Source organism: Salinicola sp. DM10, from assembly GCF_017306975.2.
Lineage (GTDB): Bacteria > Pseudomonadota > Gammaproteobacteria > Pseudomonadales > Halomonadaceae > Salinicola.
In genome coordinates this window covers 53,241-66,472 of the sequence record NZ_JAFLEN020000004.1, presented here as the reverse complement: position 1 = coordinate 66,472, position 13,232 = coordinate 53,241, and the positions used below count along the sequence as shown (strand labels likewise).

Annotated in this window: 9 protein-coding genes and 5 tRNA genes; 1 reads left to right on the top strand and 13 read right to left on the bottom strand. The window is 66.6% G+C overall.

Annotated elements, in window-relative coordinates; translation table 11 throughout:
- Window positions 1-23 precede the first annotated feature (23 nt).
- The 11 genes from J0A90_RS14425 to J0A90_RS14375 all read right to left on the bottom strand — a co-directional run bounded on the left by J0A90_RS14425 (window position 24) and on the right by J0A90_RS14375 (window position 10,321).
- Complete coding sequence (locus J0A90_RS14425) at window positions 24-1,580, bottom strand: SpoVR family protein (protein ID WP_207031608.1); 1,557 nt, start codon at window positions 1,578-1,580, stop codon at window positions 24-26.
- A 28-nt stretch (window positions 1,581-1,608) separates the two neighbouring features.
- The gene (locus J0A90_RS14420) at window positions 1,609-2,892 is read right to left on the bottom strand and encodes a YeaH/YhbH family protein (RefSeq protein ID WP_035474282.1); all 1,284 of its coding nucleotides are present in this window, start codon (window positions 2,890-2,892) and stop codon (window positions 1,609-1,611) included.
- A 114-nt stretch (window positions 2,893-3,006) separates the two neighbouring features.
- Window positions 3,007-4,929 (bottom strand): PrkA family serine protein kinase, encoded by a 1,923-nt coding sequence (locus J0A90_RS14415; protein ID WP_035474281.1) that lies wholly within the window; start codon window positions 4,927-4,929, stop codon window positions 3,007-3,009.
- Between the two features lie 327 nt (window positions 4,930-5,256).
- Window positions 5,257-6,312, bottom strand: a complete 1,056-nt coding sequence (locus J0A90_RS14410; RefSeq protein WP_207031610.1) for a low specificity L-threonine aldolase — start codon at window positions 6,310-6,312, stop codon at window positions 5,257-5,259.
- Between the two features lie 206 nt (window positions 6,313-6,518).
- Window positions 6,519-8,531 (bottom strand): NADPH-dependent 2,4-dienoyl-CoA reductase, encoded by a 2,013-nt coding sequence (locus tag J0A90_RS14405; RefSeq protein ID WP_233076812.1) that lies wholly within the window; start codon window positions 8,529-8,531, stop codon window positions 6,519-6,521.
- Between the two features lie 384 nt (window positions 8,532-8,915).
- Window positions 8,916-8,992: transfer RNA gene (locus J0A90_RS14400), tRNA-Asp, on the bottom strand.
- A 31-nt stretch (window positions 8,993-9,023) separates the two neighbouring features.
- Window positions 9,024-9,100 (bottom strand) — tRNA-Val (locus tag J0A90_RS14395).
- A 30-nt stretch (window positions 9,101-9,130) separates the two neighbouring features.
- Window positions 9,131-9,207: transfer RNA gene (locus J0A90_RS14390), tRNA-Asp, on the bottom strand.
- A 117-nt stretch (window positions 9,208-9,324) separates the two neighbouring features.
- Window positions 9,325-9,401 (bottom strand) — tRNA-Asp (locus tag J0A90_RS14385).
- Between the two features lie 42 nt (window positions 9,402-9,443).
- Window positions 9,444-9,519 (bottom strand) — tRNA-Val (locus J0A90_RS14380).
- Window positions 9,520-9,583: 64 nt separating this feature from the next.
- Window positions 9,584-10,321 carry an alpha/beta family hydrolase gene (locus J0A90_RS14375; RefSeq protein WP_233076811.1) on the bottom strand — a complete coding sequence of 246 codons (738 nt, stop codon included), beginning with the start codon at window positions 10,319-10,321 and terminating at the stop codon, window positions 9,584-9,586.
- A gap of 302 nt (window positions 10,322-10,623) precedes the next feature.
- Between J0A90_RS14375 and hpxO the strand changes: the two genes are divergently transcribed.
- Complete coding sequence (gene hpxO / locus J0A90_RS14370) at window positions 10,624-11,796, top strand: FAD-dependent urate hydroxylase HpxO (protein ID WP_207031623.1); 1,173 nt, start codon at window positions 10,624-10,626, stop codon at window positions 11,794-11,796.
- Between the two features lie 37 nt (window positions 11,797-11,833).
- On the opposite strand, the gene ttcA is transcribed toward hpxO, so the two are convergent.
- A complete protein-coding gene (gene ttcA, locus J0A90_RS14365) occupies window positions 11,834-12,736 on the bottom strand; it encodes a tRNA 2-thiocytidine(32) synthetase TtcA (protein ID WP_035475387.1) in 903 nt (300 codons plus the stop codon).
- Between the two features lie 170 nt (window positions 12,737-12,906).
- Window positions 12,907-13,128 (bottom strand): hypothetical protein, encoded by a 222-nt coding sequence (locus J0A90_RS14360; protein ID WP_207031625.1) that lies wholly within the window; start codon window positions 13,126-13,128, stop codon window positions 12,907-12,909.
- Window positions 13,129-13,232: the final 104 nt, after the last annotated feature.

Genomic DNA, 13,232 nt, shown 5'->3' with positions numbered 1-13,232 from the left:
CTCTGATGATGGCGCCAGGGGCTTCACGCCGACTCGCGCCCGGTCTCGGGGATCGGCCACTGGTAGCGGCGCACCGTATCGCCGTTCTCGATCGACTCCAGCTTGACCGGAAAGCCCCATAGCTGATGCAGATGGCGCAGCACCGGGAACAGGCTCTGCCCCAGCGGCCGGCGCCGGTCCTGCACGTGACGCAGGGTCAGCGAGCGATCACCGCGGATATCCGCCTCCCACACCTGGATATTGGGCTCCCGAGCCGAAAGCGCGTACTGCACGCTGAGCGCTTCGCGAATCCGGCGATAGCCGCGATCGTCGTGGATCGCCTCGATCTGCAGGCTGTCGTCGCGGTCGTCGTCGACCAGGCTGAACAGCTTGAGATCGCGGATCACCTTGGGCGACAGGAACTGCTGGATGAACGACTCGTCCTTGAAGTTGTGCATGGCGAAGTGCAGCGTGTCGAGCCAATCGCTGCCGGCGATCTCGGGGAACCACTCGCGATCCTCGTCGGTCGGCGCCTGACAGATGCGCTGGATGTCGCTGAACATGGCGAAGCCCAGGGCGTAGGGGTTGATCCCGCCGAAATAGGGGCTGTCGTAGTCCGGCTGGCTGACCACCGAGGTGTGCGACTGCAAGAACTCGAGCATCAGCCCCTCGTCGATCAGGCCGTCGTCGTAGAGCCGGTTCATCAGCGTGTAGTGCCAGAAGGTGGCCCAGCCCTCGTTCATCACCTGGGTCTGGCGCTGGGGATAGAAGTACTGGGCGAGCTTGCGCACGATGCGCACGATCTCGCGCTGCCACGGTTCGAGCAGCGGCGCATTCTTTTCCAGGAAGTAGAGCAGGTTCTCCTGCGGCTCGCTGGGGTAGCGGCCATGGCGATGCAGGCCGAGCGGATCGTTCTCGCTGTCCGGCAAGAGGTGGTCGGCGAGCGGCGCGGCGCGCTCCGGAATGGTGCTCCACAGGGTGTTGACCTGGGTCTGCAGGTAAGCCTCGCGCTCCTCCTGACGCCGCGCCTCGGCCTCGGCGGAGATCGGCGACGGGCGCTTGTAGCGGTCGACCCCGTAGTTCTGCAGCGCGTGGCAGGCGTCGAGCAGCTGCTCCACCGCCTCGACCCCGTGGCGCTCCTCGCACTGGGCCACGTATTTGCGCGCGAACACCAGATAGTCGACGATCGCCGAGGCATCGGTCCAGGTCTGGAACAGGTAGTTGCCCTTGAAGAAGGAGTTGTGGCCGTAGCAGGCGTGGGCGATCACCAGCACCTGCATCATCAGCGAATTCTCCTCCATCAGGTAGGCGATGCAGGGGTCGGAGTTGATCACCAGCTCGTAGGCCAGCCCCATCTGACCGCGCCGATAGGCCTGCTCCACCGACAGGAACTGCTTGCCGAACGACCAGTGGTGATAGCCCACGGGCATGCCCACGCTGGCGTAGGCGTCCATCATCTGCTCGGAGGTGATGATCTCGATCTGATTGGGGTAGGTGTCGAGGCGGTACTCCCGCGCCAGCTCGGCGATCGCCTGCTCGTAGCGCTCGAGGGTCTCGAAGTTCCAGTCCGAACCGGTGGCAATGGGCTTGCGTCGCGTCATCGATGTCTCCTCGGTGGCCATACCGACCTCAGCTTTCGGCACGCTGACGGAAGAGCTCGCGGAAGACCGGATAGATGTCCTCCGCCTGCACGATCTGCTCCATCGCGAAGCGCTCGGGATAGGCTGTCTTGATCGTGGCGTAGGCGTCCCACAGCGCCTGATGGGCGTGGGGGGTGATCTCGACGTAGGTGAAGTACTGCAGCTTGGCCATCAGCGACTCGTCGAGCAGCTTGAGGCAGGTCGAAGAGTCGTCGTCCCAGTTGTCGCCGTCGCTGGCCTGGGCGACATAGAGGTTCCACTGCTCCGGCGAGTAGCGCGCCTCGATGATGCGATCGACCAGGGTCAGGGCGCTGGAGACGATGGTGCCGCCGGTCTCGCGCGAGTAGAAGAACTCCTCCTCGTCGACCTCCTTGGCCACGGTGTGGTGGCGCACGAAGACCAGCTCGACCTTCTCGTAGTTGCGCTCGAGGAACAGATAGAGCAGCAGGAAGAAACGCTTGCCGATGTCCTTGTGCGCCTGGGTCATCGAGCCGGAGACGTCCATCACGCAGAACATCACCGCCTGATTGGAGGGCATCGGCTGGCGGGTGAGGTGGTTGTAGCGCAGATCATAGGTATCGAGAAAAGGGATCGAGGCGATGCGCTTCTCGAGCCGCTCGATCTCCGACTTGAGCTCGTCGATGCGGGCCGGATTGCGCAGCACCGGGTCCTGACGCTCCTCCGCCGCCAGCGCCTCCTGGGCCTCGCGCAGGGCGCGTTTCAGCGGTGCGCGCATGCCGATGCGCCGGGCCTGGGCCTCGCGCATCGAACGTACGATATTGATTCGCGCCGGCACCCCCTCCCGCGAGATACCCGCGCGCACCGGGCGCGTCTCCTCGAGCACGCGTAGCTGCTTGCGCTCGAGATGTGGCAGTGCCAGACCGTCGAAGACGAAGTCGAGAAACTCCTCCCGCGACAGGGTGAACACGAACTCGTCGACCCCCTCGCCCTGGTTCGAGGCCTGCCCCTCGCCGCTGCCGCCACCGCCAGCACCGCCGCTCGGTCGACGCAGGCGATCGCCCTCGGCGAACTGCTTGTTGCCGGGGCTGACGATGGTGCGCCGGCCGCCGGGGCCGTGCTGGAACGAGGGCTCGGAAATGTCGCGGGAGGGGATCGAGACCTTCTCGCCACGCTCCATGTCGGTGATCGAACGCCGATTGACCGACTCCTCCACCGCGCGCTTGATGTGCGCGCGGTAGCGCTTGAGAAACCGCTGGCGGTTGACCGCGCTCTTGTTGCGCGCATTGGGCCGCCGGTCGATGAAATAGCTCATGGCACCTCCCGCAGACTGGCTGCGGCGGCGGCCCGCGGTGGCCGGCCGCCGCCCGTAAGGCGCGCGGCGACCCGCCCCGCGCGCCCGCTGACCTCGGCGTCTGCCGCGGTCGACCTACTGCGACTTGCGCACGCGCAGATACCACTCGGAGAGCAGCCGCACCTGCTTCTCGGTATAGCCACGCGTGACCATGCGGTCGACGAAATCCTCGTGCTTGCGCTGGTCGGAGGCCGAGGCCTTGGCGTTGAACGAGATCACCGGCAAGAGCTCCTCGGTGTTGGCGAACATCTTGTGCTCGATCACCCCCTTGAGCTTCTCGTAGGACTGCCAGTTGGGGTTCATGCCGTTGTTGTGGGCCCGCGCCCGCAGCACGAAGTTGACCACCTCGTGGCGGAAATCCTTGGGATTGGAGATCCCCGCCGGCTTCTCGATCTTCTCCAGGTCCTCGTTGAGCGCCTGACGATCGAACAGCTCGCCGGTCTCCGGATCGCGGTACTCCTGATCCTGAATCCAGAAGTCGGCGTAGGTGACGTAGCGGTCGAAGATGTTCTGGCCGTACTCGGTGTAGGACTCCAGATAGGCGGTCTGGATCTCCTTGCCGATGAAGTCGACGTAGCGCGGCGCCAGGTACTCCTTGATGAAGCGCAGATAGCGCTCGTGGGTCTCCTTGGGCAGCTGCTCGCGCTCCAGCGCCTGCTCCAGCACGTAGAGCAGGTGCACCGGGTTGGCGGCGATCTCCTGGGTGTCGAAGTTGAACACCTTGGACAGGATCTTGAAGGCGAAGCGGGTGGAGAGCCCGGTCATGCCCTCGTCGACCCCGGCGGCGTCGCGGTACTCCTGGATCGACTTGGCCTTGGGGTCGGTGTCCTTGAGATTCTCGCCGTCGTAGATGCGCATCTTGGAGTAGATGCTCGAGTTCTCCGGCTCCTTGAGCCTAGAGAGCACCGAGAACTGCGCCAGCATGCGCAGAGTGTCGGGGGCGCAGGGCGCGGCGTCGAGCGAAGAGTGCTCGAGCAGCTTCTGGTAGATCTTGATCTCTTCGGAGACCCGCAGGCAGTAAGGCACCTTGACGATATAGACGCGGTCGAGGAACGCCTCGTTGTTGCGGTTGTTACGGAACTGCTGCCACTCGCTCTCGTTGGAGTGGGCCATGATGATGCCGTCGAAGGGAATCGCCCCCATGCCCTCGGTGGGGTTGTAGTTGCCCTCCTGGGTCGCGGTCAGCAGCGGGTGCAGCACCTTGATCGGCGCCTTGAACATCTCGACGAACTCCATCAGCCCCTGGTTGGCCCGGCACAGGCCGCCGGAGAAGCTGTAGGCGTCGGGGTCGTCCTGGGAGTAGAGCTCAAGCTGGCGGATATCGACCTTGCCCACCAGCGAGGAGATGTCCTGGTTGTTCTCGTCGCCGGGCTCGGTCTTGGACAGCGCGATCTGGTTGAGCCGCGACGGGTAGAGCTTGACCACGCGGAACTTCGACAAATCACCACCGAACTCCTTGAGCCGCTTGGCCGCCCACGGCGACATCGGCCCGTGCAGGTGGCGCGTGGGGATACCGTACTCCTGGGAGAGCAGCTCGCCGTCCTCCTCCGGCGAGAATAGCCCCAGCGGCGATTCGTAGACCGGCGAGTCCTTGATCGCGTAGAACGGCACGCGCTCCATCAAAAGCTTCAGGCGCTCGGCCAGCGACGACTTGCCGCCGCCCACCGGGCCCAGCAGGTAGAGGATCTGCTTGCGCTCCTCGAGCCCCTGGGCGGCATGGCGGAAGTAGGCGACGATCTGCTCGATCGCCTCCTCCATGCCGTAGAACTCGGCGAAGGCGGGATAGCGGCGGATCACCTTGTTGGAGAAGATCCGCGACAGGCGGGGGTCCTTGGCCGTATCGATGGTCTGCGGTTCACCGATGGCGGCGAGCAGGCGTTCGGCGGCGCTGGCGTAGACACTGGGCTCCTTTCGACACAGTTCGAGATACTCCTCAAGGCTCATCTCTTCCTTCTGAACCCGCTCGTAACGGCTCTGGACGTGATCGAAGATACTCATGGAAGCCTCCTGGTCGTGACCCCCAACCGCTCAGGGCACTCACCCTGCCAGCCGGGCTAGCTGACTATCAGCATAGACAGATGCACGGAGCGCCGGGTAGACCCAATGGTCGAGTCACAGCGACGCAGCGTCGACAAGCTCGCTTTAGAACACGCTACCACGATCAGGGTTCGATGCACGGCAATTTGCGCAGAAAAAATGAAGACCCCGACCAAAGTCGGGGCAAGCACTTGAAAGCGCTGAGAAATCACGCATCTGGCGCGATCGGAAGGCGTTGTCGGCGGCCCGAAAAGCGCCTGCGGCGATAGCGGGAAGCCCCGCGGCGGGTCAGCGCGCGGCGTGGTCCAGCGCCGCACGGGCGTCGGTGAGCAGGTCGTCGAGCAGCTCGGTGGTGGTGTTCCACGAGCAGACGAAACGCGCTCCGCCGGCGCCGATGAAGGTGTAGAAGGTCCAGCCCTTGGCGCGTAACGCCTCGATCACCGGTGCCGGCAGGCTGACGAAGACGCTGTTGGCCTGGGTCGGGAACATCGGCCGCACGCCGGGCAGCGCCGCCAGCCCCTCGGCGAGGTAGCGCGCCATGGCGTTGGCGTGATCGGCATTGCGCCGCCAGGCGCCGGTTTCCAGCAGGCCCAGCCAGGGGGCGGCGATGAAGCGCATCTTGGAGGCGAGCTGGCCGGCCTGCTTGCAGCGATAGGCGAAATCCTCGGCCAGGCCCTTGTTGAAGAACAGGATCGCCTCGCCCAGCGGCAGCCCGTTCTTGGTGCCGGAGAAACACAGCACGTCCACCCCGACCTGCCAGGTGAGCTCCGCCGGCGTGGCGTCCAGGGCACTGCAGGCGTTGGCGAAGCGCGCGCCGTCCATATGCACGCGCAGATCGTACTTGTCGGCCATGGTGCGGATCGCCAGCAGCTCCTCGCGCGAATAGACGGTGCCCACCTCGGTGGCCTGGGTGATCGAGACCACCCGCGGCTTGGGGTAGTGGATATCGCTGCGGCGCACCACCAGGCGCTCGATCCCCTCGGGGGTGAGCTTGCCCTCTTCGCCCGGGCAGGTGAGCAGCTTGGAGCCGTTGGAGAAGAACTCCGGGCCGCCGCACTCGTCGGTCTCGATGTGCGCCAGCTCGTGGCAGATCACGCTGTGATAGCTCTGCCCGAGGGCGGCCAGGGTCAGCGAGTTGGCGGCGGTGCCGTTGAATACGAAGAAGACGTCGCAGTCGTAGTCGAACAGCTCGCGAAAGCGGTCGGCGGCGCGGTGGGTCCAGACGTCGTTGCCGTAGGCGAGGTCGTCACTGGCGTTGGCCTGGATCAGGTAGTCGAGGGCTTCCGGGCAGATACCGGAAGTGTTGTCGCTCGCCAGAAAGCGAGGAGTACAATCAGAGGTCATTGGGCGGGTCCTTGTACGATCCCTCCCCCGCGAGCCAGGCTCGTGCGGAGGCCAGGCATGAGCGCCTGAATCACGCGAAGCGCAAGCCGCGGCGACAGGATCGCCATCGTCGCGGCTTGCGCTTCCTCAACCTCAGCAGTCTAACACCTGTCGGCGACGGCGGAAGCCGCCCGCCACGAGCGGCACGCGCTCGTCGGCCGACGCGCTCAGAGCTGCGCCGCCAGCCGCGTTCCCTGGTCGATCGCGCGCTTGGCGTCGATCTCGGCGGCCACATCGGCGCCGCCGATCCGGTGGGTGGCGATACCGGCACGGGTGAGATCGTCGAGCAGCGCAAGCTCCGACTCCTGCCCGGCGCACACCACCACGCTGTCGACCTCCAGCAGCCGTGGCTCGCCCGCCACGCGCAGGTGCAGGCCGGCGTCGTCGATGCGCACGTAGTCGCACTCGGCCCAGCTCTCCACCCCGCGCGCCTTGAGCGCCGCCCGGTGCACCCAGCCGGTCGTCGCGCCCAGCCCCGCCCCCGGCTTACCGGCCTTGCGCTGCAGCAGCGTGATCTGGCGCGGGGCCGGCGGCGTCTGCCGCGGCTTGAGCCCGCCCGGCGCGCTCACCTCGAGATCCACCCCCCACTCGTCGCACCATGCGTCCCGATCCAGCGCCGGCTGCCCGACGTGGGAGAGCAGCTCGGCGACATCGAAGCCGATCCCGCCGGCACCGATGATCGCCACCCGCCGCCCGACCCGTTCAGGGTGCAGGATCGCCAGCGGATAGGGCACCACGCTGGGGTGGTCGGCGCCCTCCAGCGCCAGCTCCCGCGGTTTGACCCCGGTAGCCAGGACCACCTCGTCGAAGGCCAGCAGCTGCTGGGCATCGACCTGCTGGTCGAGGCGCAGATCGACGCCCCAGCGCACCAGCTGGCGCTCGAAGTAGCGCAGCGTCTCGGCGAACTCCTCCTTGCCGGGAATACGCCGCGCGTAGCGGAACTGGCCGCCGATCTCCGGCTCGCGCTCGAACAGGGTGACCCGGTGGCCACGCTCGGCGCAGGCGATCGCCGTGGCCAGCCCCGCCGGCCCGGCGCCGACCACGGCGATCTGCTTGGGCGCGGCGGTCGGCGCGAGCACCAGCTCGGTCTCGTGACAGGCGCGCGGATTGACCAGACAGCTGGTCAGCTTGCCCTGGAAGGTGTGATCGAGGCAGGCCTGATTGCAGGCGATACAGGTGTTGATCTCGTCGTCACGCCCCTCGGCGGCCTTCTCGACCCAGCCGGGATCGGCCAGGAACGGACGCGCCAGCGAGACCAGATCGGCGTGCCCCTCGGCCAGCACACGCTCGGCCAACGCCGGCATGTTGATGCGGTTGGTGGCCAGGGTGGGGATGCCGACGGCCGCGCGCACCGCCTGCGAGACACCGACGAACGCCGCCCGCGGCACGCTGGTGACGATGGTCGGTACCCGCGCCTCGTGCCAGCCGATACCGCAGTCCAGCGCATCCACCCCGGCCGCTTCCAGCGCCGTGGCCAGGGCCACGATCTCGGTCTGGGTACTGCCCTCCTCGACCAGATCGATCATCGACAGGCGGAAGATCAGCACGAAGTCCGCCCCGCAGCGGCGGCGAATACCGCGCACGACCTCCAGCGCGAAGCGCTGACGCCGCGTCGCGTCGCCGCCCCAGGCGTCATCGCGCTGATTGCTGCGCGCGCACAGGAACTGGTTGATCAGATAGCCTTCCGAGCCCATCACCTCGACGCCGTCGTAGCCGGCGCGCTGGGCCAGCTCGGCGCAGCGCACGAAATCGGCGATCTGCTGATGCACCTCGGCATCGCTCAGCGCGTGGGGGGTGAAGCGATTGATCGGCGCGGCGATGGCAGAAGGCGCAACCAGCGCCGGCGAGTAGGCGTAGCGCCCGGCATGCAGGATCTGCAGGCAGATCGGCGTCTGCTCGGCGTGTACCGCTGCCACCACCTGGCGGTGCGCCTCGCACTCGGTCTCCTCGCTCAGCTTGGCGGCATGGGCGAAGACCGCGCCTTCGGCATTGGGCGCGATGCCCCCGGTCACGATCAGCCCGACCCCGCGGCGCGCCCGCTCGGCGTAGAAGGCCGCCAGGCGTTCGAAGCCGCCGGGCGCCTCCTCGAGATTGGTATGCATCGAGCCCATCACGACCCGATTGCGCAGGGTCAGCGAGCCCACGCGCAGCGGGCGAAAGAGATTCGGATAAGCAGTCACGGTCGGCTCCACGCAGCGGTATGCGGCTGTTTTCAAACGCACGTATGAACGCCAGTGTAACCCAATCCGTGGCGGCGACCATTCCACCAAAGCGGCATCGTCGCAGGCGGGCATATCGGCGGACCCGGGTCTGCCGCTGCGAGCAAGAGACGCCTCTGACATGCGCAGGGGACGAAAAACAAGGCAGCGTCAGCGGGGAACAACGCAGCGTGAGTAGAGCAAGGGAGAGGAGCAGAGAAAGCGAGAAGAGCAAAGCGCGCGAAGGCCCCAAATCCGACGGCCAGAAACGAAAAAACCAGCTCGAAGGCTGGTTGGTTCGCTCACAGCGGCCGTTTGGGCGCTGCTGGTACTAGGCACTGACTAAACACATTGTCGAGACGTCGATGGCGGACCGGACGGGACTCGAACCCGCGACCTCCGGCGTGACAGGCCGGCATTCTAACCGACTGAACTACCGGTCCGCATATATCGATGACCATCATCCTGAGACGATGGTGGGTGGTACAGGACTCGAACCTGTGACCCCCAGCATGTGAGGCTGGTGCTCTAACCGGCTGAGCTAACCACCCAAAACGTCTGACGCTGCGTGGCACGAAGTGTGGCGGACCGGACGGGACTCGAACCCGCGACCTCCGGCGTGACAGGCCGGCATTCTAACCGACTGAACTACCGGTCCACTCGAAGCATCGGGTCTGAGTCGTGAAACACCTACCTGATACGGCTTACCTGTTACACACTGCGCGACTTGCAAATGACATCCGAAAAACCTGCGCTTCTCGAACATCGCTGGAAATGGCGGACCGGACGGGACTCGAACCCGCGACCTCCGGCGTGACAGGCCGGCATTCTAACCAACTGAACTACCGGTCCCCAGTTTCCAATCACGTGATCCACGGCCCAGCGCTTGCGCGATGGTGGGTGGTACAGGGTTCGAACCTGTGACCCCCAGCTTGTAAGGCTGGTGCTCTCCCAGCTGAGCTAACCACCCGTGGTCACGTGGCGCTGCATTCTACCGGTAGCCGGTTGAAAGTCAACCGCTTTTCCGCAACGATTTATCCTCGGTGTCGATCGACTGGCGCGAGGCGCCGGCTGATCAGGGCTGCGGCGGTGTCGATCAGTTCAGCCTGGCTCACACCGAGACGTTTTGGGGGCTGCCAATCGTGGTCGCCGCCATCGAGAAAATGGCACTCGAGTTGCGCCGGCAGCGTATAGCTTTCGACCTCGGCGCGGGTCCCGAACGCATCCCGCGTCCCCTGCAGCAACAGCAGCGGACAGACGAGATCGGGCCAGTGGTCGAGGCGCAGACGCTCCGGCTTGCCCGGCGGATGAAAGGGGTAGCCGCACAGCACCAGCCCGGGCGTCGCCTCGCGCGCTGCCAGCAGACTGGCCACCCGCCCGCCCATCGACTTGCCGCCCAGCCACGCAGGCGCTTGGCCGTCGGCGTCGACGGCCCGGCGCCAGGCGCTCAGTTCCGCCACCAGGCCCTCGACCCGCGGCGGTGGCCGTCGCCTGTCCTCACGGCGCATGCGCGCCATGTAGGCAAACTCCACCGCAATCACCTGTACGCCGCCCGCGGCCAGGGCGTGGCGCAGACGGCTCAGGAAGGGCGAGTCGTGCCCTGCCCCGGCGCCGTGGCTCAGCAGCAGCCGTGGCGCGCGTGCCGGCCCGCACACGCGCACGCCGCCGAGCGCGGTCTCGTGCAGCGTGTCGTCGCCGTGCGCCAGCGCGCTGGCGATCCGCTGATGGTCTTCGGCGTCGAGTGCCGGCTCGGCATCTGTCTGGATACTCATCCTCCCCCCTTCCTCACTTTCCCCTTCCCCACTTCGCTTGCCCGACTTCGTTTTCCCGCATTCGCTTGCCCGGGGTGCTTCGCCGCACGCTTCGCAGCGCCCTGGGCGCTGGCCGCAGCTCGCCTCGAGTCTTGGCGAGGCTGTCCCAGAACGGCCTGGTGGACGCTACCAGGCATTCCCCTGGGGCCCCGTTTCTGCGTAGGATGACAAAAACCTGTTCGATCGGTCAGGCACCTTGAGCGGCGGCGCTATGCCCCCGCTCGCCGGCGATCCCCACGACAATACGCTTGCGAGGATACCCCATGAGCTTGAACGTTCTGGTGATCGGTGCCGGCATGGGCGGGCTGACGGCCGCGCTGGCGCTAGCTCGCCGCGGCCATCGGGTGGCCGTGGTCGACCGGGTCGCCGAGCTGCGTCCGGTGGGCGCTGCCATCTCGGTGTGGTCCAACGGGGTCAAGATCCTCAAGGCGCTCGGCGTGGGCGAGGCGCTGGAGCAGGTCAGCGGCGACATGCAGCGTATGAGCTATTACACCCGCGACGGCGCCAGGCTCACCGACTTCAGCCTGGCCCCACTGTATGCCGAGGTCGGCCAGCGCGCCTGCCCGGTGGCACGCGCCGCGCTGCAGCAGCTGCTGCTCGATGCAGTGGGCGCCCAGGCCGTCACCCTGGGCACGGCCTGTACCGGCTATCGCCAGGACGACGCCGGCGTCACCGCCCGCTTCGACGACGGCAGCGAGCGCCACGCGGACCTGCTGGTGATCGCCGACGGCACCCATTCGCGCCTGCGCGAACAGGCGCTGGGCCGGCCGGTGCCACGACGCTACTGCGGCTACGTCAACTGGAACGTGCGCGTGCCCGCCAGCGAGGATCTGGCCCCGCTGAACGACTGGGTACAGTACGTCGGCGATCACCAGCGGGTCTCGCTGATGCCGATGAGCGGCGACCCGGCGAACCCGGAATTCTACTGCTTCTTCGATGTGCCGCTGCCCGCCGGCAGCGACAACGACCCCGCCCGCTACCGCGACGAGCTGGCGCACCACTTCGCCGGCTGGGCGCCGCCGGTGCAGCGGCTGATCGCGCGTATCGACCCCGCTGCCATGGCGCGGGTGGAGATCCACGACATCGAGCCGCTGGAGACACTGGTCGCCCCTCGCGTAGCGATACTCGGCGACGCCGCCCACGGCATGGCCCCGGATCTGGGCCAGGGTGGCTGCCAGGCGATGGAGGACGCCTGGGTACTGGCCGAGGCGCTAGAGGCCAGCGACCACGCCATCGCCGAGGCGCTCGAACGCTACGACGCCGCCAGGGTGTCGCGGGTGGGCGAGATCGTCAGCCGCGCGCGCCAGCGGGCCGAAACCACCCACGGCGCCGACCCCGCCGCCACCCGGGCCTGGTATGCCGAACTCGCCGCCGAGGACGGTCGCCATATCATGGGGGGGATGCGCAGGACGATCCTCGGCGGGCCGTTCGGCTAAGCACTGTCTGATAGGCACTCTCTGAAGAGTACTGCGCTCAGGCCTCGCGGGAGAGCAGGTCGAGCGCGTCGATCCGCGTCTCCTGACGCTGGCGCTGACGCGCCTCGAGCCCGGCGAAGTCGAACAGCTCGCGGTCGGCCAGCTGCGAGGGGGCGACATTGGTCACCGCCTTGAACATCGTCTCCAGGCGCCCCGGATGCTTGGCCTCCCACTCCGCCAGCATCTCCTTGACCACCTGGCGCTGCAGGTTGGGCTGTGAGCCGCACAGATTGCAGGGGATGATCGGGAAGTCCATCAGCCGCGCATACTCGGCGATATCCGCCTCGCGGCAGTAGGCAAGCGGACGAATGACGATGTTCTTGCCGTCGTCGGAGAGCAGCTTGGGCGGCATCGACTTGAGCGTGCCGCCGTAGAACATGTTGAGGAACAGCGTCTCAAGGATGTCCTCGCGGTGATGGCCGAGGGCGATCTTGGTCGCGCCGATCTCCTCGGCGAAGCCGTAGAGCGAGCCCCGGCGCAGACGCGAGCAGAGCGCGCAGGTGGTCTTGCCCTCCGGGGTCTTCTCCTTCACCACCGAGTAGGTGTCGCGCTCGAGGATATGGTAGGCGACGTCCTTGGTGGCGAGATACTCGGGCAGCACGTGCTCGGGAAAACCAGGCTGCTTCTGGTCGAGATTGACCGCCACCAGCTCGAACGCCACCGGGGCGTTGCGCTGCAGGTTGAGCAGGATCTCCAGCATGGTGTAGGAGTCCTTGCCGCCGGAAAGGCACACCATCACCTTGTCGCCTTCATGGATCATGCCGTAGTCGATGATCGCATTGCCGACCTGGCGGCGCAGGCGCTTCTGCAGCTTGTTGAATTCGCGTCTGGCCTTGGCAGACGCATCGGCCTCGGCAGTCTCTGCCTGCCGGCTATCGAGGGGATCGCTGGCTCGTTGCATGCTTCGCTCTTTCGCGCCGCTGCCCGCGACACGGCGAGGGCCGCCGGTCGCCGCTGGACGCGGGTGTCATTCGTGGGGTCGTGGGGCGCCTATGCTAACACCGCCCCGGGCAGCGGCGAAGCGCTGGCATGTCGATCCCCGGCGACCGGCGCGCATGACGGCGGCAGTGATCAAATCACGTGCATCACCCCCAGATAACGCACCGTCACCCCCACGAACAGCACCGCGATACCCACGCGCTGCAGTTTGAACTCGGTCGGCGTGAGCACCATTCGCCGCTGCCAGAACAGCAGCACGCCGCGCAGATCACGGGTACGCCGCACATAGCGCAGATAGCTCACACTCACGACCAGCAGCCCGAGCAGCAACAGGCCATGCTCCATCCAGTCCATCACTGTTTCCTCACGTCATTCGCATCCTATGTTGAATATCGCCGCCGTCGGCCATCTCGACGCAAGACACCGCCCCGGGTCGCCGGGGCGGTGTGTGGTCCGAT

Excerpts from the sequence above, each read along its gene's own strand:
- J0A90_RS14425 (WP_207031608.1), bottom strand. The coding sequence starts at position 1,580 with ATGACGCGACGCAAGCCCATTGCCACCGGTTCGGACTGGAACTTCGAG.
- J0A90_RS14420 (WP_035474282.1), bottom strand. The coding sequence starts at position 2,892 with ATGAGCTATTTCATCGACCGGCGGCCCAATGCGCGCAACAAGAGCGCG.
- J0A90_RS14415 (WP_035474281.1), bottom strand. The coding sequence starts at position 4,929 with ATGAGTATCTTCGATCACGTCCAGAGCCGTTACGAGCGGGTTCAGAAG.
- J0A90_RS14410 (WP_207031610.1), bottom strand. The coding sequence starts at position 6,312 with ATGACCTCTGATTGTACTCCTCGCTTTCTGGCGAGCGACAACACTTCC.
- J0A90_RS14375 (WP_233076811.1), bottom strand. The coding sequence starts at position 10,321 with ATGAGTATCCAGACAGATGCCGAGCCGGCACTCGACGCCGAAGACCAT.
- hpxO (WP_207031623.1), top strand. The coding sequence starts at position 10,624 with ATGAGCTTGAACGTTCTGGTGATCGGTGCCGGCATGGGCGGGCTGACG.
- ttcA (WP_035475387.1), bottom strand. The coding sequence starts at position 12,736 with ATGCAACGAGCCAGCGATCCCCTCGATAGCCGGCAGGCAGAGACTGCC.
- J0A90_RS14360 (WP_207031625.1), bottom strand. The coding sequence starts at position 13,128 with ATGGACTGGATGGAGCATGGCCTGTTGCTGCTCGGGCTGCTGGTCGTG.